Source organism: Candidatus Hydrogenedentota bacterium (genome assembly GCA_012730045.1).
Taxonomy (GTDB): Bacteria; Hydrogenedentota; Hydrogenedentia; order Hydrogenedentales; family CAITNO01; genus JAAYBR01.
In genome coordinates this window covers 1-21,176 of the sequence record JAAYBR010000147.1, presented here as the reverse complement: position 1 = coordinate 21,176, position 21,176 = coordinate 1, and the positions used below count along the sequence as shown (strand labels likewise).

General features: G+C 68.4%; 17 protein-coding genes. 3 read left to right on the top strand and 14 right to left on the bottom strand.

The genetic code is table 11. The features are described 5' to 3' along the window. Positions 1–129: 129 nt before the first annotated feature. The 7 genes from rpsO to GXY15_16165 form a co-directional block, all read right to left on the bottom strand. Positions 130–399: a 30S ribosomal protein S15 gene (rpsO, locus tag GXY15_16195; GenBank protein ID NLV42753.1), complete on the bottom strand. Its 270-nt coding sequence runs from the start codon at positions 397–399 to the stop codon at positions 130–132. Between the two features lie 90 nt (positions 400–489). Then, positions 490–1,725, bottom strand: coding sequence for a phosphoglycerate kinase (locus GXY15_16190; protein ID NLV42752.1), 1,236 nt, complete (start codon positions 1,723–1,725; stop codon positions 490–492). Positions 1,726–1,818: 93 nt separating this feature from the next. Further along, positions 1,819–2,814 carry a type I glyceraldehyde-3-phosphate dehydrogenase gene (gene gap, locus GXY15_16185; protein NLV42751.1) on the bottom strand — a complete coding sequence of 332 codons (996 nt, stop codon included), beginning with the start codon at positions 2,812–2,814 and terminating at the stop codon, positions 1,819–1,821. Between the two features lie 754 nt (positions 2,815–3,568). Then, positions 3,569–5,224, bottom strand: coding sequence for an FAD-dependent oxidoreductase (locus tag GXY15_16180; protein NLV42750.1), 1,656 nt, complete (start codon positions 5,222–5,224; stop codon positions 3,569–3,571). 42 nt (positions 5,225–5,266) lie between these two features. Beyond that, positions 5,267–5,935 (bottom strand): hypothetical protein, encoded by a 669-nt coding sequence (locus GXY15_16175; protein ID NLV42749.1) that lies wholly within the window; start codon positions 5,933–5,935, stop codon positions 5,267–5,269. 83 nt (positions 5,936–6,018) lie between these two features. Next, positions 6,019–7,356: a hypothetical protein gene (locus tag GXY15_16170; GenBank protein ID NLV42748.1), complete on the bottom strand. Its 1,338-nt coding sequence runs from the start codon at positions 7,354–7,356 to the stop codon at positions 6,019–6,021. A gap of 15 nt (positions 7,357–7,371) precedes the next feature. Continuing rightward, entirely contained in the window at positions 7,372–8,448 is a 1,077-nt protein-coding gene (locus tag GXY15_16165) for an LTA synthase family protein (protein ID NLV42747.1), read from the bottom strand. A 346-nt stretch (positions 8,449–8,794) separates the two neighbouring features. Here GXY15_16165 and GXY15_16160 point away from each other — a divergent pair, with 346 nt between their 5' ends. Together GXY15_16160 and GXY15_16155 are read left to right on the top strand one after the other, a co-directional pair. Beyond that, positions 8,795–10,927 (top strand): hypothetical protein, encoded by a 2,133-nt coding sequence (locus GXY15_16160; protein ID NLV42746.1) that lies wholly within the window; start codon positions 8,795–8,797, stop codon positions 10,925–10,927. A gap of 107 nt (positions 10,928–11,034) precedes the next feature. After that, a complete protein-coding gene (locus tag GXY15_16155) occupies positions 11,035–12,162 on the top strand; it encodes an alpha-mannosidase (GenBank protein ID NLV42745.1) in 1,128 nt (375 codons plus the stop codon). Between the two features lie 127 nt (positions 12,163–12,289). On the opposite strand, the gene ltrA is transcribed toward GXY15_16155, so the two are convergent. Next, positions 12,290–13,630 carry a group II intron reverse transcriptase/maturase gene (ltrA, locus tag GXY15_16150; GenBank protein NLV42744.1) on the bottom strand — a complete coding sequence of 447 codons (1,341 nt, stop codon included), beginning with the start codon at positions 13,628–13,630 and terminating at the stop codon, positions 12,290–12,292. Positions 13,631–14,610: 980 nt separating this feature from the next. Between ltrA and GXY15_16145 the strand changes: the two genes are divergently transcribed. Beyond that, entirely contained in the window at positions 14,611–15,036 is a 426-nt protein-coding gene (locus GXY15_16145; GenBank protein ID NLV42743.1) for a hypothetical protein, read from the top strand. 10 nt (positions 15,037–15,046) lie between these two features. Here GXY15_16145 and GXY15_16140 read toward each other — a convergent pair whose 3' ends face one another. The 6 genes from GXY15_16140 to GXY15_16115 all read right to left on the bottom strand — a co-directional run bounded on the left by GXY15_16140 (position 15,047) and on the right by GXY15_16115 (position 20,875). Continuing rightward, positions 15,047–15,742 carry an HAD family hydrolase gene (locus GXY15_16140; protein ID NLV42742.1) on the bottom strand — a complete coding sequence of 232 codons (696 nt, stop codon included), beginning with the start codon at positions 15,740–15,742 and terminating at the stop codon, positions 15,047–15,049. Position 15,743: 1 nt separating this feature from the next. After that, positions 15,744–16,343, bottom strand: coding sequence for an acyltransferase (locus GXY15_16135; GenBank protein ID NLV42741.1), 600 nt, complete (start codon positions 16,341–16,343; stop codon positions 15,744–15,746). Positions 16,344–16,350: 7 nt separating this feature from the next. Then, positions 16,351–17,316, bottom strand: coding sequence for a type II secretion system protein (locus GXY15_16130; GenBank protein NLV42740.1), 966 nt, complete (start codon positions 17,314–17,316; stop codon positions 16,351–16,353). Between the two features lie 69 nt (positions 17,317–17,385). Further along, positions 17,386–19,188 (bottom strand): HAMP domain-containing protein, encoded by a 1,803-nt coding sequence (locus GXY15_16125; protein NLV42739.1) that lies wholly within the window; start codon positions 19,186–19,188, stop codon positions 17,386–17,388. A 3-nt stretch (positions 19,189–19,191) separates the two neighbouring features. After that, positions 19,192–19,878, bottom strand: coding sequence for a response regulator (locus GXY15_16120; GenBank protein NLV42738.1), 687 nt, complete (start codon positions 19,876–19,878; stop codon positions 19,192–19,194). Between the two features lie 31 nt (positions 19,879–19,909). Further along, positions 19,910–20,875, bottom strand: coding sequence for a sugar phosphate isomerase/epimerase (locus tag GXY15_16115; protein ID NLV42737.1), 966 nt, complete (start codon positions 20,873–20,875; stop codon positions 19,910–19,912). Positions 20,876–21,176: the final 301 nt, after the last annotated feature.

Below are 21,176 nucleotides of genomic sequence, written 5' to 3'. Positions count from 1 at the left end.
TTTTTTCTCTCTCTTCTTCTTTCCTGTCCGGATGCCGGTGTCCGGGGCCCCGTTCCCGCGCGTTTCGCGGGGGGCGCCGGAGGGTTCCGGAAAACGCCCGGGGCGGCGGTGCCGCCCCGGGCGCCGTGGTCACTTGCGCAGGCCCAGCGCCTTCACCAGCTCGCGGTACCGCTCGACGTCGCACTTGCGGACGTAGTCCAGCAGGTGGCGGCGGCGTCCGACCAGCTTCAGCAGGCCGCGCCGCGTGGCATGGTCCTTGGGGTGGGCCTTGGAATGCTCGGTCAGGTGGAGGATGCGCTCCGTCAGGAGCGCCGCCTGCACCTCCGGCGAGCCCGTGTCGCCCTCGGCCTTGCCGTACTTCTTGATCAGTTCCTCTTTCTTCTCTTTCGTCAGGGGCATCTTCTTCACCTTTTCCTTCTGGTTCGCCCGGGGCCAGGCGCGCCGTCGGTGTGTCGAACGGCCGGGCCGCGGGTAGGGGTTTTCGGGCGCTCAGCCGCCGCAGCAGCAGCAGCCGCAGCCGCCCGGTTTGTCCGTCAGGGCCACCAGGCCCGGAAGCTCCTTGCCCTCAAGCATCTCCAGCGACGCGCCGCCGCCGGTGGACACGTGGGACATCCTGTCGGCCAGGCCGAACTGGATCACCGCCGCGGCCGTGTCGCCGCCGCCGATGATCGTCACGCCCCTGCACGACGCCATGGCGTCCGCCAGGGCGCGCGTGCCCACGGCGAAATTCGGCATCTCAAACACGCCCACGGGGCCGTTCCACACGATCATGGCCGCGCGGTTGACCTCGTCCGTGAACAGCCTGACGGTCTCGGGGCCGATGTCGAGGCCCTCCCACCCCGCCGGGATGGCGTCCGCCGCCACAATCTGCGTGTTCGCGCTGTTGTCGAACGCGTCCGCGATCTTGAAGTCCACCGGCAGCATCAGCTTCACGCCCTGCGCCGCGGCCTTCTCCATCGCCTTCGCCGCCACCTCGACGCCGTCCTTGTCCAGCAGCGAGTTCCCGATCTCCATGCCCTTCGCCTTCATGAAGGTGTAGGCCATGCCGCCGCCGATCACCAGCGTGTCCACCAGGTTCAGCAGGTTGTCAATCACCAAAATCTTGTCCGACACCTTCGCGCCGCCCAGGATCGCCACCAGCGGCCGCTCCGGCGACTGGAGCACCTTGCCGAAATACTCCATCTCCTTCGCCACAAGGAAGCCCGCCGCGCTCTGCGCGACATACCGCGTCACGCCCTCGGTGGACGCGTGGGCCCGGTGCACCGTGCCGAACGCGTCGCTCACATACACGTCGCCCAGCTTCGCCAGCTGCTGCGACAGTTCGGGGTCGTTCTTCTCCTCGCCCGGATGGAAGCGCGTGTTCTCCAGCAGGATGATGTCGCCCGGCTGCATGGCGGCCACGGCGGCCTCCACGGCCGGCCCGGCCACCTCGTCCAGCTTCGTCACGTTGCCGCCCACCAGCGACCGAAGGTGGTCCGCCACGGGGTCCATCCTCAGCAGCGCCAGCTTTGCCGGGTCGTCCTTCACCTTCTTCGGGCGGCCCAGGTGCGACATGAGCACCAGCTTCCCGCCGTGGTCGCGGACGTAGTTGATGCTCTTCAGCGCGGCCCGGATGCGCATGTCGTCGCGCACCGTCCCGTCCGCGTGCTGCGGCACGTTGAAGTCCACGCGCATGAGCACGGTCTTGCCCGCAAGGTCCAGATCCTCGATGCCCAACTTCTTCATCGTCATGTCGTTCACCCGTCGTTCAAAGGCCGGTCTGTTTTTGGAAAGGGGCCGCGCCCTGCGGCGCGGCCCCGGAATTCACGCGCAATCCGCTCAGGCCATCTTCTTGAAGAGGTCCACGCAGCGGTTGGAGTAGCCGAACTCGTTGTCGTACCACGACACGACCTTGGCGAAGTTCCCGTCCATGACCATCGTCATCAGGGAGTCGAACACGCTGGAGTGCGGGTTGCCGATGATGTCGCGGGACACGACCGGGTCGGCGCAGTACGCCAGCACGCCCTTCAGCGCGCCCTCGGACGCCGCCTTCATCGCCGCGTTGATCTCCTCCTTCGTCACGTTCTTGTTCAGCTCGACCGTCAGGTCCACCACGGAGCCGTCAATGACCGGCACGCGCATGGAGAAGCCGTCCAGCTTGCCCGCAAGCTCCGGAAGCACCTTGCCGACGGCGCGCGCGGCGCCCGTCGTGGTGGGGATGATCGCGTTCGCGGCGGCGCGGGCGCGGCGCAGGTCCTTGTGGGGCACGTCCAGCACGGCCTGGTCGTTCGTGTACGCGTGGATCGTGTTCATCATGCCGCGCTTGATCCCGAAGGCCTCGTGGAGGACCTTCGCGACCGGGGCCAGGCAGTTCGTCGTGCACGAGGCGTTCGACACGATCTGGTCGGTCGCCTTCAGCGTCCCGCAGTTCACGCCGACCACGATGATCGCGTCCACCGCGTCCTTCGGCGGCACGCTCAGCAGCACCTTCTTGGCGCCGCCCGCGATGTGCTTCATGCAGTCCGCCTTGGTCGAGAAGCGGCCCGTGGACTCCAGCACCATCTCCACGCCCCGGGCGCCCCACCCGATCTCCGCCGGGTCCTTGATCGCCGTGATCTTCACTTCCTTGCCGTTCACGATGATCGCGTCGTCCGTGTGCGAGACCTCCGCGTCGTACACGCCGAACACGCTGTCATACTTCAGCAGGTGCGCCAGCGTCTTGGCGTCCGTCAGGTCGTTGATGCTCACCACATCAAAGGCCGGATCCTTCATGAGGATCTTGAAAACGTTGCGGCCGATGCGCCCGAACCCGTTGATACCGATCTTTGTCGCCATGATGCTCTGTTCCTTTCGTGAACTGTTTCGTTGCGCCCGGGGCTACCATCACCCGGGTCGTCCTTTTGGCCAAACGTCCCCTGCCCCCCGCCCGGAACCCTGTGTCCCCGGGAACCCGGAAGGCAAAAGCGGAAAAACACGTACCCCGACGCGGAAATACACCGCAACCCCGAAGGTGCTGAGAGAGGGGTTGGGGCGGCATCAACCCTGAAAAACGCCCCATTAGACTCGTCCCGCGCTCCCGCCACTGACCGGAAACGCCCTTTCACACCATTCAGAATTGCCGGAAGTATCGCACGCCGCCCAATTAAATGTCAACTTTCGGGCCAACAGCGGGCCGTACCGCCAGCGTCCCGCTGGCCCTGTCTTCCTTTCCAAGCACCGGTCTGGCGCGAGCCCGAAGACAAGGCCGCCGGGACGGCGGCGCTACGCAACAGCCCAGCCTGCCCGCCCCCGTACCGCCAGCGTCCCGCTGGCCCTGTCTTCTCCCCCCCGTACCGCCAGCGTCCCGCTGGCCTCGTCTTTCGTTCCGGACGCCGGTCTGGCGCGAGGCCCGAAGACAAGGCCGCCGGGACGGCGGCGGTACGCAACAGCCCCCGCCTGCCCACCCCCGTACCGCCAGCGTCTCGCTGGCCTTGTCCGGGGCCAGGAAGAGGGAACATGGATAAACAGGATGGACAGGATGAGACAAACAATCCTGCGCATCCTGTTCATCCATGTTCGCTCTTCTTGTGCGCGGGGAATCTGCCGGCTGTCACGGCTTCCAGGCGAGGATTTGGCCGTCCTGTTCGAGGCGGGCGCGGAGGGCGGGGTAGTCTATGTCCTGGACGGGGACGCCGGCGTCGAGGGCCTGGCAGGCGGCCGTGGCGGCGGACTGGCCGAGGACCATGAACACGGGCTCCATGCGGATGGAGCCGTAGGCGATGTGGGAGGCGGACAGGCACACGGGCACGAGGAGGTTCTCGCATTCCGCCCGGCGCGGGCGCAGGGACTTGTAGGAAATCGGGTAGGGCGGGAACTTGCCGACCTGCACGTCGCCCTCGTTCTGCACGTCGCCGTCGGCGGTGACGTAGCGCTGGACGTGGTGGGAGTCCATGGTGTAGGCGGCCAGGCCGACGGGGTCGTCGGCCGTCTCCCGGCCCTGGCAGTTGTGCTGGGTCATGACGTACTCCGACCGCATGCGGCGCGCCTCGCGCACGTAGAGCTGGTGCGGCCAGCCGCCGTGCTCGGGGAACTCGTCGCGGCAGGGGCCCCACTGGGAGACCTTTTCCCGGATGTCCGCGGGCACGCGCGGGTCGTTGGCGAGGGTCCACATGAGCCCGCGCTGGTACAGCAGGTGCTCCTGGAACATCGCCTCGCGCGCGGCGTAGTCCGCCCCGGGCCAGCCATAGTTCATGCCGATGTTGTCGGTGGAGAACCCGAAATTGTTGTTCACGTCCGTCTTGCGGTTGGGCATGAGGATGGGGTTCCAGGGGGCGCGGGTCTCGCCGGCCTCGAAGTTGCGCAGGAGCACCTCGTAGCGCAGGGGGTCGTAGCCTTCGGGCTTCGCCCAGGGCAGGCGGTTTTCGGGAAGGTCGGTCAGGCACATGCGGAAGTTGTAGGCCTGCACGCGGCGGTCGCCGGACCCCTCCTCCCCGGGGCCGCCGGGCTGGATGCCGGGCAGGAGCCCGCTGGACGGGTCGCCCTTCACGCGCCAGGGGTCTATGCCGCGCATGAGCTGGTGGTATTTGGCCTGGGCCGTGCGCACGCCGTTGAGGTCCTCGCCGTAGTCCGCCCCGGCCTCGCGGCCCACGGTGAAGTCCACCCCGGCGTCGGCCATCAGGTCGCCCTCGTAGGTGGCGTCAATGAAGCACCGGCCCCGCACCGTGAGGCCGCTCTCCATGACCACCGCCGTGAGCCGCGCGCCCTCTTTCACCGCGCCGCCCGGGCGCCTCATGCGCTCGCCGCAGACAACCTCCACCCCCGCCTCGCGGAGCATGTCGCGCAGGATCGCCTCGGCCACCTTCGGCTCAAAGGTCCACATGGCGTCTTCGTTCGGGGTCTTCCGGGGGTTTTGGTAGTCCCCAGGCTTCTCATGGGTCCACGCCTCCGGCGTCTCGTAGTGCGCCCTCACGCGGCGGTAGAACTCGCGGGAGACGCCGCCGATGGCCCCCTTGTTCCCGATGTCCGTGGCGCCGAGGCCGCCGCTGGTGAGGCCGCCGATGTGCGCGCCCGGCTCCACGAGCACCGCCGTCTTTCCCATGCGCCGCGCCTGCACGGCGGCCGCCGCGCCGCCGGCCGTGCCGCCGTAGACAACGACATCGGCGGAGACCGTTTTGTCCTCCGCACGGGCGTCCCCGGGGGACACGCAGGCGGACAGGCACAGGAACAGGCCGGCAAAAGACAGGGCTGCGGCGCGGGAAACAGTCATCTTGGTCTCCTTGCTGCGGGCGGGTCCGGGGAAGCCGCCGGATCAGGGGTTGTTCGGCTCGAAATCCACGTCGAAGATGAGCCCCGGAATCTTGATGTACTCGAAGCGCACCTGCTTGTTGCGGCCGAGCACCTTGAGCATCCGCAGGCCGTTGAACTCCTCGCCCTCGCGGGCCTGCACCTTTTTCACCTCTCCGGTGCGGCGGTCCACGATGTCCATGAAGACATAAAGGGTCTTGTCCACCCCGTCCTCCAGAAAACCGCGCACGCGCACGGTGGGCTGCTCCAGCATTTTCTCGGCCCGGTCGCTGATCCGGGACAGCAGGGCGCTTTCCATGGAGAGCGTGTCAAAGGCGTCCACGCAGAACAGCGCCAGCTTCCAGCGCTCGTCGGCGCTGGCCTCCTTGCCGAGTTCGGCGATGTCATAGCCGACCTCGCGCAGGGCCTCGCGGCCGAAGTCCTTGCCGCCGTGCTCCATGACGGCCTGGCGGAGATTCTGCAGTATGGTGGCGCTTTCCTGGATCCCCAGAAAGGTGCCCGTGTCAACGGACGCGCGGATGGGGGCGATGATGGGCCGCACCATCGCCAGCACCTCCTCCTTGGTCTGGGGCCCCGTGGGCGGGGGCGGCGGGGGCGGCGGCGGCTCCACCTTGCAGGAGGCGGCCATCGCCGCCAGCACGGACAGGGCCAGCAGATTTCGGAGAACGCGCATACTTCTCTCCCTTCTTCCCTTGTCGGCGCGCTGCGGGCGCCGGGATTCGCTGCCCGAATGGTACCACACGCCGCGCCGGCCGGTCAGGACAGCAGGCGCAGCGCCTCCGCCGGATCCGCCTCCGGGCGCAGGCCCTTCACGGGGACGCCCGGCCGCGCGCGGCGGCCCGCCTCGGCGTAGAAGGCCTTGCGCGCCCCGGCGTCCGGCAGGTGGTGCGCCGCCCACCCGCTGACAAAGCCCATGCCCGCCGCCGCCTCCAGCACCGTGTGCCCGTGGAGCACGAAGGCCCCCTCGAGGAACAGCCCGTGCAGGGGGGCCATCTCGGGCACGTTGAAGTCGTCCACGAACTTCTGGCCGTGGGCGTTCATCTCCGTGCCCACGAACACCGGCAGATTGCGCCGCCGCGCGTTCTCGGCGAAGGCGTGGAAATGGGCCACCTTGACCCGGCGGACCTCCGGGTCGGACAGGTTCCAGTTGCGGTCGGGGATGATGTTCACCGCCGCCACGCCCTCCGCCGTCATCAGGTCCAGCAGCTCGTCAATGCACTGCTCGCCGTCCGAGGTGCCGTCGAGCCAGGTCATCGTGGGGATCGCGCCGTTCGCCAGCGTGAAGCGGTTGATGTCCGCCCCCAGCGGAAAGGCCTCGCCCTTCTCGCAGACATAGCCGACCCCGCCGGCCTTCATGGTCTTCGCCCGGATCACGCCATGGAACGCGGGCGGGTTGTCCAGCGACTTTTCGATCTGCTCCACGGTCATCCCCAGCTTCCCCGCCCACCACGCCGCGCGCCGGTCCCGGTCGGGGAACACGGCCGCCGCCTTGTCGTAATACGCCGCGCAGACATGGCGCTCCGTGGCGTTGCCCGCCGGCGTCAGGGGAATCACCTCGGCGTCGTAGTCCAGCGCGATGTCGTCCAGCAGGGTGTTCACCCGCCCCACGAGCTGGCGCGTGCGCCGCTGGGCGGTCTCCTTCAGCCCGGCAAGGCACGCCGCCTCCGCCACCGGGCGCCCGGCCGTGAAGCCCATGCCCATGTGGTAGGTGATGCCCGGCTCGCCCGGCGAGGTGATCACGCGCTCGGAAAAGGACGGCACGTACACCCGCGTCTCCAGCCCCGCGCCCCCGCGCATGCCCAGCAGCGCGCACGCGTCCAGAAACTCCGCCACGCCGTCCAGCACGTCGAAGTCCACCAGCCCCATGGCGGTCAGCCCGCGCAGGCGCCCCCGCGCCGCGAGCCCCGACGGCGAATAGCCGTAGCCGTTGAAGGAGAAGGTGGAGTGGCAGTGCATGTTGACCGCGTCGTGCTCCGGCGCGGCGGCGGCCTCCCCCGCGCGCAGCATCGCCGCGAGGCGGTTCAGGGCGTCCCGGCGCGCGGCGGGGTCGCGGTCGTCCAGTTGGCGCTCCAGCGCCTCCAGGGTCTCACTCATCGTGCGGATCCTTTGCTAGTTCTTTCCGGCGATGACGCCGGCCACCGGCGGGGCCGCTTCGGGCACCGCCGACAGGTAATCCTTCCCCAGGAAGGCCGCCAGGGTGGCGGCCATCTGGCCCGCCGTGACCCGGCCCGTGTCGGCGCGCACGCCGAGGGCGGGGGTGTCGGGCCCCATAAAGGCCATCCAGACGTTCTCCGAGTTGGGCAGGTCCCTGCCGTGGCCCTGCCAGCCGTCCGGCCCCAGGCCGCGGCCGTGGTCCGTGGACAGCATCAGCGTGGTCTTCCCGCGGTACTTCGACATGGACTGGAGGGTGTTCCACAGCGTCTCGATGTAGCCGTCGGCCAGCCGGGCCGACTCCAGGTACAGGTCGTAGCGGTTGTCGTGCGCCCACTCGTCGGTCTCGCCGAGGGACAGGAACAGCACGCGGGGCTTGCGGGTCTTGAGATACTCCATCGCCGTCTCATAGGGCAGCGCGTCGAAGGGCTCGCCCTTCCAGTAGCGGGTCATCTCGTCCTTGAGGCGGTTGATCGTGGCGATCGTGGGGGTGACCTTGCCCTCCGTGAAGGGCGTGTAGCCCGCGTTCACCACCATGCCCGACCGGGGCTGGTTCAGGATGTAGGGAAACAGGTCCCACGCGCCGAAGGCCGCCACCCGCCCCGCGTAGGGCTTCTGGCCGTGCAGCCACTCCAGCACGTTCAGGTTCTTGTTGTGGATTTTCTTGTTGCTGTCCACCCCGGGGTCCGCCACGCCGCACAGCGTCTCGCTGTACCCCGGATACGAGAACTTGTGCGGATTCGCCACCTGCGCAATGCTGCCGTGGTCCTGATCGCCGAACACCTGCCCCTCCTTCGCCACCACCTTCCAGAAGAACGGCATCAGGGCCTCGCGCCGCGCCTCCGGCGTCGCCCGCCAGAACCGCATCCGCGCCAGTTCCAGGTTGCCCCCCTCCCCCTGGATCAAGGGCTCCTCCGCCCCCGAGAACAGCTCCTGGTGGCGGAACCCGTCCAGCATCACATAGACCACGTTCTCCGTCCGCAGGTCCGCCGCCGACGCGCACAGCGGCGCAGCCACGGTTCCGGCAAGCAGGATGCAGCAAAGGACGGTGGGATGCTGTTTCACGGCGCGCTCTCCTATGGTTGGTCTTCCCCCCGGGGAAGATTATGCGCAATCCGGCGCGCGCGCGCAAGCGGACGGGAAAAGTGTCTGGTCCGGTCTCCTGCCCGGGAGAGAACCTGCCGCCCTTGCTGCATGGTTCCGCGCGGCGGAGATGCGGGGAAATTTGCACCGTGCCAGGAGTTGCCTATAGGCTGACTTGGGGCGTCTGCGGTGGCGCTCTGCCATCGCAACGTGCGGCCGCAGGCCGTTCTTTGTTGCGGCCATGGGTTTTCGCAGGCCGGCATCCGAACAGGCGTGCAGTTGGAAAGGACGTTGCAGAATGACACATGAGAAGAGCGGCGCCGGCACGCGCACGGCCATGGCCGTCGAGGCGGCGCTCGTTTCCGCCCTGCTCGTGTTTGCCTTCCTCCTCCGATTGCCGGGGATGGGCCGTCCGGCCTGGATGGACGAGGTGATCACCCTGGGATGGGCGCAAAAGGGCTATTTGGAGATATTCCGGAACAACACAACCCCCTTCATGCCCGCCACCGCCAAGACGATGCTGCTGTTCTTCCGCTCCGATGCCATCGCCAACGAAACCCTGCTGCGGATGCCCCATCTGGTCTTCGGCCTGGCGGGCATCGCCGTTCTGTACATTGGTCTGCGCAGGCGGCTGGGGATTCTTCCCGCATTCGCGTCATCGCTCTTCCTGGCCACCCTTCCCCTGCATGTCGGATGCAGCCAGGAAAGCCGGTACTATGCCGTTGCGGTGCTCTCAAGCGCCCTGCTCGTGTTCGCCGTCCTGCGATGCGCGGAAAAGATGCGGGCCGCAAACCTCCTGCTTCTGTTCGCCGCAGCCTGGCTGGGTCTCTCGAATCACCTGTCTTTCACGCTTGTGCTGGCGGCGGCCGCGCCCGTGGGGGCGGCCGCGCTGCTGTTCCGCCCAGGCATCCCGCCGCTTCGCCGGGTGCGGCAGTCCGTCATTTTCTCCGTTGTGGCCGCCCTTGGGGCCGGCGCGGCCCTCGCCCCCGTCTTCTTCCTCGCGGACACGGGCCGGATGACCCGGGTCTTCACCCTCCTTTCTCTGGGCGAAGCCGCGCCCGGACAGGACGGTGAGGACGGCCGGCAGGTCAACGACGAGCCTCCCCGCCCCGCAGCGAAGACGCACCGTCTGAACCTGCCTTTGTACACGGACAGGTACCTGAAGACAAACTTTCTCTGCGCACGGGAGCCGCTCTTCTTCCTCGTCTCCCTCCTCCTCGCGTGTGCGGGCCTTCTTTATCTCATTGCCAGGGACCGGCTGCTCGCTTGCCTGATGGCGGCCCTCCTTGCAATCCACGTCCCCTTTCTCCTGATCTACACAAGGCAGCCCTGCTCCCCCCGCTATTTCATTGCCCAGGCCGTCGCGTATGCCATCCTCACCGGGGCGGGGATCGCAGGCATGGCCGCCCTGGCCGGAATGCTCCGAAAGCCGGGAAGAGGGGCCAGGTTAGCGGGCGCGGTCTTGCTGGCCGCCGGTTACGCGTTCTTCCTGTACGAGTCCCGAAGCCTCACCTTCTCCCAGGGGAAGGTTCATCACGTCTACCAGACAGACCTGGGCCAGAAGGCGCTCGCGCGCACCATCGCGGATCAGGCCCGGCCCGGGGACACCATTGTCACAGTCGGCACGCGCTGGGGCTGGCACAGAATCCTTCAGTATTACCTGGGGCAGTTTCTGGGGAACAGCCCCTCCCTCCGGTTCGGCCTTAAGTGGGGGGAATACGAAAGTGTGGACGATTTCCGGGCTGCGGTGCCCGCGCCGGGGGAAAACACCGTCTGGGTGCTGACCTACGGCCAAACCGAATGGAAAACAGGCTTTGAGGAGATGGGCCGCACCGCCGCCGTCCTGCATCACAGCGAGAAGCTGTCCGCGCTGTGGGTCGTTGGCAGAAGGACCGTGAACATGCTGGACGGCGGCGACTTCGAGCATGGACGGGAGGCCGTCGCCCTTCCGGAATTCGGAAAAATCGTCCCCCTTCGGACACCCCACCTTCGCGGGGAGTCCCTGTGCGTCACCCTGCCCGGCGAGGCTTCCCTCGAAATGTCCGACAAGTCAACCGTGTGGTTCGCGCCCGTGCGCACCCCGCTGGGCACTCCCGGTCCCTGTTTCCTGGAGACGCGCAGAGCATACACCCTTTCCTTTCTACTAAAGACGGAGATCGCCGATGCCGATGCGTCCCCCGTGTTCCGCGTGTGGATTGAGGGGAAGGACACACAGGGTGCCGGATTCCAGAGGGCGCTGTTCCAGGTCGCAGAGAACGCCGACTGGGGGCACTACGAGCTGTTCATAGAGCCCGGTGTCAACGCCCCGGAAGACGGCCAGACGTTTCGCATCGGCATGGGGGGCGGAGTCGGGCCGGGCCGCTTCTGGCTGGACAACGTGCAGTTGGAGGCGCGTCCAAATGCGTCGCCGTTCACGGCGTCTATCCGCTGACCTGCACAGGCCATCCCCGCGCCGTTGTCACCCTTTCATGGGCGCCGCGGATGCGCCGCGCCCCCCGCGCATCGTAGAATTGCGGGGAACACCCGGAGGCAGACAGCATGAGACGTTCGGCGGGCATTGCGGCGCTCCTCACACTCCCTCTCCTGTTGGGGACGGCGTTTCCCGCAGGGGCCGGCACGGAGCCCCCCTCCGACGCGGTCCACGTCTTCCATTACACCTGGTACCGCAGCGCCGCCACGGACGGATCCTGGGCGCATTGGGACCATCCGGTGATGCTGCAGGGCGGCGGCACCGGGAAGGGGCACCGGCCGCCGGACGAGATCGGCGCGAATTTCTACCCCGAAGCGGGGCTGTACAGCTCCATGGACCCGGAGGACGCGCTGCGGCAGATGCAGGATATCCGCCGGGCGGGCGCGGGCGTGGCCGCCGTCACCTGGTGGGGAATTAAGGACTCCTCCGACGCCTCCCTGGAAGTCGCGCTGGACGCCGCGCAGAGGGCGGGCGTGAAGATATGCGTCCATCTGGAGCCCTTTCCCGGGCGCAACGCCCAGACGACCCGCGCCGCGCTGGCGTATCTGGCGGACACCTACGGCGCGCATCCGGCGCTGTACCGCCGGGAAGGCCGCCCGATGGTCTACCTCTACGACTCCTACCTTACGCCGCCGGAGGAGTGGGCTGCCGTCTTCGCGCCGGACGGCGCGGACACGGTGCGCGGCACGGCCCTGGACTGCTGGGCCGTCGGCCTGTGGGTCAAGAAGGACGACGGCCCCAAACTGAAGGCCGCGGGCTTCGACGGCTTCTACACCTACTTCGCCACCGACGGGTTCACCTACGGGTCCACGGCGAAGAACTGGCCCGTCCTGAACGCCTTCGCCAAACGCCACAGCATGCTCTTCATCCCCAGCGTCGGCCCGGGCTACAACGACGAGCGCATCCGCCCCTGGAACACAGAGAACACGCGGAGCCGCGAGGACGGCGCGTATTACGACCGCATGTTCGCCGCCGCCCTCGCCCTGAACCCCGCCATCGTCTCCATCACCTCCTACAACGAGTGGCACGAGGGCACCCAGATCGAGCCGGCCGTCCCCAAGGCCGTCGAGGGCGTCCCCTACGAGGACTACGGCGCCCTGCCGCCGGAAGGATATCTGGACCGCACCCGGCACTGGGCGGAAAAGATGGGAAAGACCCCCTGCCCCGTCCTCTCCTGCGTGAACAGCGCGAACTAGGACATTTTCGCGCCGCCGTGCCGCTGACGCCCGCCGAGGATAGGGTAGGGAGAGCCGGTTGTCCGGCCCCCCCTCCCTCCGAACCGTGCGTGCGGATCTCCCGCACACGGGTCTCCGGTTGATGGTCTTACCCCGTAGGGGACTGAACGGCCAGTGCATGCGCTGTCGTCAGGCAGAACAGCCCATGCCCGGCAAAGTAGGCGTTTGGCCATCTCTGGTGGTCGCGTCCCCGGCCCCGGCCTTTGCCGCGGTGACGCTTGCGCAGTATGGAGCGCAGGCGCATGCGGACCCAGCCGTCTATTTCCGGAAACACGGTGTGGTGGGCGTGCATGAAGTACTCATACCAGCCCCGGAGCAGACGGTTGATGTCGGCGATGATTTTCTCAAGGCTGCTGCCGTTGTTTCGACGGGTCAGAGGACGCAGGGCGTCCCGCAGCTTCTTCTCGCTCTTGGGGCGGGGAAACCGGTAGTCACGGCCTTTGCGCCGCACAAACCGGTATCCCAGAAACTCGAACTGGCCGCCGTCCTCGTCCATGGACACCACCCGCGTCTTGTCCGGATGAAGCGTCAGTCCCGCCTCTTCCATCCACGCGCGGACAGCCTCCAGGGCCGATTCCGCCTGCTCCCGGCTCCTGCACAGCATCACAAAGTCGTCCGCGTAGCGCACCATCTCCACCCCCGACCGGGCCATCAGGTGGTCCAGCGGGTTGAGGTAGAGGTTGGCCAGCAGAGGGCTGATCACCGCCCCCTGCGGCGTGCCCGCGTCCGGCGTCCACGTCTTGAGCGGCTCCATCACCGGCTGGCTCAGATACTGCTCCAGCAGGGACAGAACCCGCCCGTCCGAGACCCGTTCGCGCACCCGCGCCATGAGGGCCTGCTTGGGGATGCTGTCAAAATACGCCTTGATGTCCGCGTCCACCACGTGCCGGTGGCCGCCCCTGAGCAGGGTGTCCACCCGGCGGAGCGCGTCTTTCGCGCCCCGGCCCGGACGGAAGCCGTAGCTGTGCTCGGCAAACTCCCGCTCGAAGACCGGCTCCAGCACGTTGCGCAACGCCGTCTGCACCACCCGGTCCCGCACCGTGGGGATGCCCAGAGGGCGCATGGCGCCGTCCCCCTTGGGTATCCACACCCGCCGGACCGCCTGCGGCGCGTAGGCGCCCGTCCGAAGCTGCTCCTGAAGGCGGGTCAACTCCGCCTCCAGGCGCGCCCCGAACATCGCCACGGTCACCCGGTCCACCCCCGCGCCGCCCCGGTTCGACCGCACTTTCGCGAAGGCCGACTCCAGGTTCGCGCGGGACCACACCTTGTCCATCAGACTAAACCACACGCCTCCTTTCACCCCCGTCTCGAGGGCCGTCAGCATCCGGTCCATCCACACGGACGGTTCCGTCCACGCCCACCGGGCGCGGACCTCTCCGCCTTGTTTAGCCCCGGTTTCCCCGGGCACTGGCGGCGGTTTCTCTTCCATCCGCGTGTCCTTTCCGAATCCATCTTCCTGCGCCCCTTCGCTCCACGCCCGTTGCGGCGCTTCATCGCTACTATGGGCGCTCTGACTCCTGCCCGGTGCGGCGCTTCGGGCACTCGCCCTGAACGCCGCGCCCAACCCGGACAGGTCTCCCCGCTTCACGCATCCTGCCTTCCGGCCATTCCGCCTCCAACCACGCCATGGACCCCGCGCATCGCTTTGACACCTTACCCATCAGCGTGCGCGGCGTGTTCCAGGCTTCGCCCTTCGATCGCGGGCTCGCCGGTCCATCACGCCGAATCGAGTTCGTCATCCTGCGGACTGGCCGTTCGCCTTCCGTTGCTCCCCACCCCGCATCACTGCGGCGCAGTTACGGTCGGCTACAGGCCGGAGAAGGTTTACCTGGAGGGGACTCGCACCCCTCCGACAAAATGCGCTCGCGGGCGCACTACCGCAGGCGTCCCGTGTGCCTTGGGGAAGCGCGCGGACACGGTCGTTTCTCGTGTGCCCCCGCGCGGGCAAGCCCACGCGAAGAACGGCGGCAGCAAGCTGCCGCACTCCAAGGCGCTGCGCGCTGTGCGGACCCGGGGCTGCGGGGAGGGGCGGCGGCCTGCCTGCGCTATATGGGGATGTCCCGTTGGGACAACAAAGACGGAATCGCATCACCTGGGGACGTTCATGCCGCCCGCAGGCGTTTCTTGAGGGGAGTTTTAGTGCGACTGCCCTGTCCCCCCCCCGGCCTGAAAAGGGACGCTGGCACTGAAGTCTGGAGTCCGGAGTCTGGAGTCTGGAGGAGTCTTCCCCCCCCGGCCGGAAAAGGGATGCTGGCACTGAAGTCTGGAGTCCGGAGTCTGGAGTCTGGAGGAGTCTTCCCCCCCCTTCGGCTGTGCTATACTGCGGGTCCGTTGTTAATGAACGCCGGGCGCGCGGGTGGAGACGCGGTGTCCGGCTGGAAATGCAAGGGGAGCTCGGGAATCTGGCCTGTGGACGGAAGCAAGAAAATGTGGATCGGCGCGGTGGTCGCGCTGGTGGTGTTTTTGGGGTTCCCCGTCGGCATGCAGGTGGCGCGGATGGCGGGGCCCGCGCCGAAGGTGGACATGCCCACCGTGCTGGAGCCGCCGCTGCTTAATGCGGACAACCTGCCGGGCACGGTGTGGGAGGTGGAGCCCCAGAAGGGGATCAAGGTGGTGGTGACGATGAATGCCGGGGGCACGGCGGTGGCCGTGGCGACGAACCCGCTGGTGCGCCAGATCGTGGGGACGGACACGATGACCGGCTCGTGGTCTGTGAGCGGGGCGAAACTCAACGTGAGCGCAATGTTCCAGGGGAAGAACTACGGGGAGGCCCTGACCATTTCGGGCGACAAGCTTTACGCGCCGAACGGCATCCCCGTGGTCCGTCTGCGCTGAGGGGGGCGGATCACCGGAGCCAGGCGGTGAATTCGGCCCAGCTTGCGAACTCGTGCTCCGCGCTGGTCTGGTCCGCGTAGGCGTCGTTGACGCCGGTGAAGAGCCCCCCTTTTCCGCCCACGCCGTGGATTCCCGCGATGTCCGTCGGCTCCAAATCCCCCAGGTGCAGGATGTCCGACGGGTCCACCCCGAGGGCCTCGGCGGTGCGGGTGAACATGCCGGGGTGGGGCTTGGCCACGCCCATCTCGTCGGAGAAGGTGAGGCGGCGCAGATGGGGGGTGAACCCCTCCCGCTCCAGCAGCACGCGCAGGCTGCGGCCCGGGGTGATGCCCGTGTCGGAGATGACGCCGACGGGCCCGAGCGCGGCGGCCGCGCGCACGGCGTCGAGGGCGCCCTCCACGGGCGCCGGGGGGTGGTCGAGGATCACCGTGGCGAAGCATTCGGCCAGCGCGGGCGCGCGGTCCTCCGGCACCTCCCTCCCGAGGAGTTCGGCGGCCATGGCGACGGCGTCGCGGGGGGTGAGGGTGCGGGCGTCGGCCAGGTGGCGGCGGAAGAACTCGGCCATGACGGCGTGCAGGGTCCGCGAGGCGTCCTCCGGGGCGACCCCGGCGGCGTCGGCGAGGGCGGCGGCGCGGATTTCGTGCCGCCGGCCGCCGTTGTGGTCGCGGAAGAGGGTGCCCCAGAAGTCGAAGGTGACGGCGCGCATGTCAGTCGTCCAGGTAGCGGTCGCGTCCGAGGCCCTGGCGGGCGACGAGCTCGGCCAGCTCGCGGAGCTTGGCCTCGGGCACGCCCTCGGTGCGGTGGCCGATTTTCCGCGCGGGCACGCCGCCCCAGATCTCGTAGGGGCCGACGCTGCGCAGGACCACGCTGTGGTGGGCGATGACGGCCCCCTCGCCGACGGTGACGCCGGGGCCGATGAAGCAGCCGCTGCCGATGAAGCAGTTGTCGCCGATGAAGACGGGGCGGGGCGCCGGCACGGCGTCGCGCCAGGGGGTGGTGTTCCCCATGAGGGTCAGCAGGCTGTCGGTGATGATGCAGTGCTCCGCCGGGGCGCAGTAACTGCCGAACTGGACCAGCTCGCGCGCCTCGACAAAGCAGCCCCAGCTGCACCCGCAGCGGTTGCCGAGGATGATCTTGGCGCCGGGGTGGGCGCGCAGGGTGACATTGTTGCGGAAGCGGCAGCGCGCGCCCACCTCGACATGGCCGGACACGTGCAGGTCCGGCGCCGGAAAGGCGCAGTTGGGCCCCAGGGCGGCGAACTTGCGCCGGTGCCAGAGGGTCAGCGCGAGCCGCGTGAGGGAGTTCATCCGTCCGTCACTTGCCCACGTAAATCCACGGGCCGTAGCTGCGCGGCGTGGCGCAGGGCAGGTCGTTGTTGACCGGGGCGCCCTTGTAGTCATAGGTCAGTTCGCCCTCGCCCGACTGCGTGCGCGCCGTGTAGTCGAAGTCGAGCAGGCCGTTTGCGTTCATGTCGCGCGTGGCCAGGAAATAGGCCCGCAGCGCCAGCAGGTGATAGAGGTTGCGGTTGTTGTTCTCCGTTTCCGCGGCCACGCCCAGGGGCTTCGGCAGCACACCGAAGGAATTGCCGCCCGGGCCCATGCCGATGAGCACGAAGGCGTCGTACTTGGGCGGCGGGAACGTGATGTTCGGGAAGTCCGCGTCCGAGGGGTCCCACCGGTCCGCGAGGAAGGACCCGTGGTTCAGCCAGTACTTCTGCGCCCGAGAGAACTGCGCCCGGTTCACGGGGATGTACACGAAGGGGCGGTTTTCGGCGTCCATCTGGCGCTGGATTTCCGCCGACATCACCGGGTCGTTCACCCCCATGTAGCGGGGCAGCCCGGCGTCGAACTCCCAGGTGTTCGTGGGCAGCTTGCGGCCCCGGGGCAGGAACTCCAGCGGGCTGAGGACCCCGTCGCGGTCCGTGTCGTAGGACTCCGAGAACTCGTCGTACATCTCCTCGTTCCCGTGGTACTTCATCAGCAGCAGGTAGGGGCGGAGGTGGTAGAACTTCTCCTCCAGCGTCGGGTCCGACGGCGGCGTCTGCATGTCCTTGTTGGCAATGCTGACATAACCGTAGGCGGGCGGGTAGCTCTGGTTGTCCGCGAAATAGGCCGTCAGGGCGATGGAGACCTGCCGCAGGGCGGAGTCCATCCGGCGGATTTTCGCGCGCTCGATCAGGCGGGGGCCCACGGTCATCGTGAGGCCCGCCAGAATGGCGATGATGGCGATAACCGTGAGCAGTTCGATCAGGGTGAATCCTGATTTTCTGGAATTTCTCATGGCGGCAGTCTCCGTGGGTTCTCACCTTGGCATTCGATGGTCTAATGATAACATGGACGGGGGGGGACGTCAACCATTTCCCGGGGCGGGGGGCCCGGAAACGGGGGGGAGATACAGGGAGAAGACGCTGCCGGCGCCGGGGGTGCTGGTGACGCCGACGCGTCCGCCGTGGGCGGTGACGACGTGGCTGGCGATGGCGAGGCCGAGGCCGGTGCCGCCGAGACTGCGGCTTCGGGCCTTGTCCACGCGGTAGAAGCGCTCGAAGAGGCGGGGCAGGTGCTCCGGCGCGATGCCGCATCCCTGGTCCTCCACGCGGACGACGATCTCCTCGCCCGCCTGGCCGCGGACCGTGACGCGGCTTCCTGCGGGGCTGAACTTGACGGCGTTTTCCACGAGGTTGGCGACGGCCTGCTCCAGAAGGGGCGCGTTGACGCGGGCGCGCAGGACGGGGTCGCAGTCGAGCTCCACGGCGACCTCCCTGGCGGCGGCCTTCTTTGCGCAGAGTTGCACGGCGTTTTCCAGGATGTCGCGCAGGGCGACGGTTTCCATCTCGATGCTGGCGCGCTCCTCGCCGCCCTCAATGCGGGACAGGGTGAGCAGGTCGTTGAGGATGGCGTTGAGCCGGTCGGACTGTTTTGCGACGATCTCCAGGAAGCGGCGGGCCTCCTCCGGGTCCCCGATCGCGCCGTCGAGGAGGGTCTCCACAAAGCCCTTGATGGAGGTGACGGGGGTGCGCAGCTCGTGGGAGACATTGGCCACGAAGTCGCGGCGGACCTGCTCGAGGCGGCGCAGGCGGGTGACGTCGTTGAGGACGACCACGGCGCCGAGGCGGCTGCCGGCGGCGTCGCGCAGGACGCTGCCGTGGACCTGGAGGATGCGGCCGCCCTGGCTGAGGCTGCCGAACTCGCTCTCGCGCGGGGCGGGGCTGGTGAGGATCTGGGTGACGAACTGGCTCAGGGGGCTGCCCGGGGCGATGCGGGCGAGGTGGGCGTCGGGCCCCGTGGTGAGGGGGATGCCGGTGAGGCGGACCGCCGCCTCGTTGTGGCTGACGACGCGGCCCTCCGTGTCCACGGCGATGACGCCCTCGACCATGCTGGAGAGGATGGCCTCCTGCTGGTTGCGCTCCTTGACCACGGTGCGGATGCGGTCGTCGAGGCGCGCGGCCATGGCGTTCATGGCCTCGCAGAGGGAGGCGATCTCCCCGGGGCGCGACACGCGCACGGGGCGGCTGAAGTCGCCCTGGGCATAGCGGAGCATGCCGGCCTTGACGGCGTTGAGGGGGCCGCTGATCCGGCGGGCGACGAGGGCGCTGGCGAGCACGGCGAGCAGGGCGGCGGAGGCGCCGATGGCGAGGATGAAGAAGCGCAGCCGTCCCAGGGCGGCGCGCATCTCCGTGGCGGGCACGGCCAGCCGCAGCACGGCGGCCGGCATCGCCGGGGGCCGCGGCACGGCCACGGCGGCATAGATCGTCTCGCCGCCCAGGCTGCCGCTCCGCCGCCGGGCGACGCCCGCGCCGCTCTCCATGGCCCCCCGGATTTCCGGCCGGTCCGCGTGGTTGTCGAGGCCCTCCGGGGGGCGGTCCGTGTCCGCCAGCGCCTCTCCGGACGGCAGCACCAGCGTGACCCGCGCGCCGGTTTCGGCGCGCACGCGGGCGCAGAGTTCGGCGGCGGCGGCGGTGTCCGGCGGCCCGCCGGTGTCCGGAAACAGCATGCGGGCGAGTCCCGCCTGGGCCAGGAGTCCCGTCTGGATGCGCTCGGCGTAGAGGTGCTCGACGGTTTTGGAGGTGAGGACCGTCATGGCGGCCAGCGCGGAGAGGAGCACCACGAGGAAGGCGGAGAAGATGAAGCGGCCTATGGTGGACCCGCGGCGCACGCCCTACGCCCTGAGCCGGTAGCCGACGCCGCGCACCGTCTGGATGTGGTCGCCCGCGTCGCCGAGCTTCTTGCGGAGCCCGGCGATCTGCACGTCCACCGAGCGGTCCGTCACGTCGTAGTCCCCGCCGCGCACGGCGTCCACGATCTGGTAGCGCGTGAAGACCCATCCGGGCCGCCGCGCGAGCACATGGAGCACCGAAAACTCCGTGTAGGTGAGGTCCACGGGCGCGCCGTCAAGGAGCACTTCGCGCCGCCCCGGGTGGATCACGAGATTGTGGGCCCGGATCACGGCGTCGGCGCCGGCGTCGCCCTTCTCCTTGCGGCGGAGGACGGCGCGGATGCGCGCCAGCAGCACCTTGGGGCTGAAGGGCTTGGTGATGTAGTCGTCGGCGCCCAGCTCCAGCCCGGCCACGATGTCCGACTCCTCGCCCTTGGCCGTCAGCATGACCACGGGGATGGCGGAGGTGCCCGCGTCCCCCTTGAGCCGCCGGCACACCTCGGTGCCGTCGGTCTCGGGGAGCATCAGGTCGAGGACCACCAGGTCCGGCGGCTCCTCCGCCACGCGGGCGAGGGCCTCGCGGCCCGTGGCCGCCCGGGTCACGCGGTAGCCCGCCTTGACAAGGTTGTACGCGACGAGCTCCAGGATGTCCTCGTCGTCCTCGACCACGAGCAGGTGCCTTTTCTGCATGACCCGGTCTCCCCGGCGGTCCGTTGGGGGCCTAGACCCCGGCCGCCTGGATGCAGGCGCGCATTTTCTCCAGGCCCTTCGCCGCCACCGCCTTCGGGTCCATCTCCCAGTAGTCGCGCTTGAAGATTTCCAGCGAGAGGGCGCGCGTGTAGCCGATTTCCTTCAGATCCCGCAGCCCCTGGCCCAGGGGCAGGATGCCGTCGCCGGGGTACAGGCGGTGCTCGTCGCCCTGCTGCTCCCGGGGCACGTCGCCCGGCACGTCGTTCCAGTGGAAATGGGCGAGGAGGTCGCCCCGGACCTTCTTCACGCCGCTGAACCCCGAGCCGCCCCGGAACAGGTGAAACGTGTCCATGATGATGCAGGCCGCCGGATCGTCCGCGTCCAGCGCGATGGCGCAGGCCTGGCCGAAGCGGTAGACGCCCTTCATGAAGCCGACAAACTCGACGGCCACCTTGATGCCGTAGTCGTCCCGGCCGATCTTCATCAGGTCGCGGTAGCGCTCGGCGCCCCAGCGCAGGTCGAAGTCGGGCCGGTCGGGTGCGGGGATCGCCGCCACAAACTCCGAGCCGACGGCGGCGGACCGGCGCATCCGCTCGCGCGTGGCGGGCAGCGACGCCTCCCAGGCCTCCTGCGTCGCCGGCATGCAGTCCCACAGGCCGATGATGTTCGGCACGAAAAGGCCCCGGTCCTTGATCTCCGCGGCCAGCGCCTTCAGGTCACCGCCCTCCTCCTCATACTGCTCCAGCTCGTTGATCCAGGGCTCGATGGCGTCCCAGCCCGCCTCGGCGGCGATGACAATCTTGTCCTTGAACGGGGTGGGCCGGATGGTGCTCGTGTTCAGCGTCAGCGGCCACGGGCTGATGCCGTCCTGGTAGCGTTTGCCCTGTTTCGCCTCCGTCGCGGCCTCCGCAGTGTGGGGTGCCGCAGCCAGCGCGCCCGCGCCCGCTGCGCCCGCCAAGAACCCGCGCCTGGAAATCCCGGAAATGCTCTTCGACATGGCCTGATACTCCGTGGTGAATTGGAAACCGCCCGACCCCCAGCATGGTACCTGTTCCGGCCCCGCCGAGTAAACCCAGGGAGGCAGGGCAATCGCACTAAGATCCGTCTACCCTTCCTGACAAAGCGTTCTTTCGTTCCCTGTTCCTTGTCCTCTTCAACGCTGAAAGCGTTACCGAATATAGCCCAGGGCAGGCCGCCGCCCAAAGGGCCAGGCCTGCCCTGGGTTGCCCGGACGGAAAGAATCATGCCCCAACGGGGCAGCCGAAATGGGGACGGGCACCCAAAGACAAGGCAGGCGG